At 78.6% G+C, this 1255-nt stretch carries 3 protein-coding genes; 2 read left to right on the forward strand and 1 reads right to left on the reverse strand.

Annotated elements, in window-relative coordinates; all coding sequences use genetic code 11:
- Both N866_RS18940 and N866_RS20160 read left to right on the forward strand, forming a co-directional pair.
- Nucleotides 1-252, forward strand: a 252-nt coding sequence (locus tag N866_RS18940) for a LysM peptidoglycan-binding domain-containing protein (protein WP_155855509.1), incomplete at its 5' end; no start/stop codon positions are given.
- Nucleotides 249-851, forward strand: coding sequence for an Rv3235 family protein (locus N866_RS20160; RefSeq protein WP_052023269.1), 603 nt, complete (start codon nt 249-251; stop codon nt 849-851). The genes N866_RS18940 and N866_RS20160, both read left to right, overlap by 4 nt.
- Before the next feature lie 108 nt (nt 852-959).
- On the opposite strand, the gene N866_RS18950 is transcribed toward N866_RS20160, so the two are convergent.
- The coding region (locus N866_RS18950; RefSeq protein ID WP_155855511.1) for an SEC-C metal-binding domain-containing protein at nt 960-1255 on the reverse strand (296 nt) is incomplete at its 5' end.

Consider the following 1255-nt stretch of genomic DNA (forward strand, 5'->3'; position numbering starts at 1 on the left):
CCGTCGGCGCCGCCGGCAACGGGGCCGGCGACGACGACGGTGCGTCCCGGCGACACGCTGTGGGACCTGGCCGCCGAGCAGCTCGGCACGGCGGCCACGGACGCGGAGGTGGCGGCGGCCTGGCCCCGGTGGCACGAGGCGAACCGCGAGGTCATCGGCCCGGACCCGGACGTCCTCGTCCCGGGGCAGGTGCTCACGGTCCCGACGCCCGGAGCATCGGACCGCATCGGCGCCACGGGAGGCACCCGGTGAGCGCCGTGGCCGCCGTCCGGCCCCCCGCACCGACGCAGCCTCGCGCCACCGACCGGACGCGCACGCCCCGTGCCGCAGCGACGACCGTGCCTGGCCGAGGCACGGTCCGGACCCTTCGCCCCCGTCCCGCCCTGCTCCTGCCGCCGCCGGTGGACCCGCTGCCCCGCGCGCCGCAGGAGGCCGACCTGCCGTGGCCGCCCCCTGCGTGGTCGGTCCGGTCACCGCTCACCGAGGTGGCCTGGGCTCCGCGCCCTCCCGCCCCGGCAGCGCCCCCACCCCTGCCGGACCCGTCGGACGTCGCCCGCGCGGTCGTGGTGTCCGCCGTCGAGGCGCTGGCCGGTGCCCGGCCGCTCAGCCAGCTGGTTCGGTGGCTGACGCCCGAGCTGCACGAGCACCTCGTCGAGACCCGCGCGGCGCGCGGTCCGGTCGCCGGTCCCGTCCGGCGGGCCGGCGCACGAGGCGCGACCGTGTGCCGGATCTCCGACGACGTCGCGGAGGCCACGGTGGTCGTGCACGACGGCCACAAGGTCCGGGCCGCCGCCGTCCGGCTCGAGGTGCACCGGCGGCGGTGGCGGGTGTCGGTGCTCGAGATCTACTGAACCGGTGCCATCACCCGGTGGTCGGCGTCCCGGCCGCGCACTTGGACGGCACGGGCGGTCGTGAGAAGGGGGGTGGGTCCGACCGGACCCACCCCCTTCTCCGGCCGGTCAGGCCTCGTTCAGGCCGTGGCAGACCTTGTACTTCTTGCCCGAGCCGCACGGGCACTGCGCGTTGCGCGGCGTCCCCGGGTAGGTCTCGCCGTCCTTCTCCGCCGAGGCCGCCTGCTCGACGCGCCGCACCACGCCGGCGTCGCCGTCGACGCTCGGGGCCGAGTACTGCAGGGGGACCCGCCGGTCGGGCCCGTCCAGACCCTTCGCGAGGATCACGGGTGCCGCGGGGGCGGCCCGCACGGGGCGGGCGGCGCCGGCGGCAGGAGCGTCCGCCGCCGGGGTGACGGCTGCCG

The organism is Actinotalea ferrariae CF5-4 (genome assembly GCF_000603945.1).
Classification (GTDB): Bacteria; Actinomycetota; Actinomycetes; order Actinomycetales; family Cellulomonadaceae; genus Actinotalea; species Actinotalea ferrariae.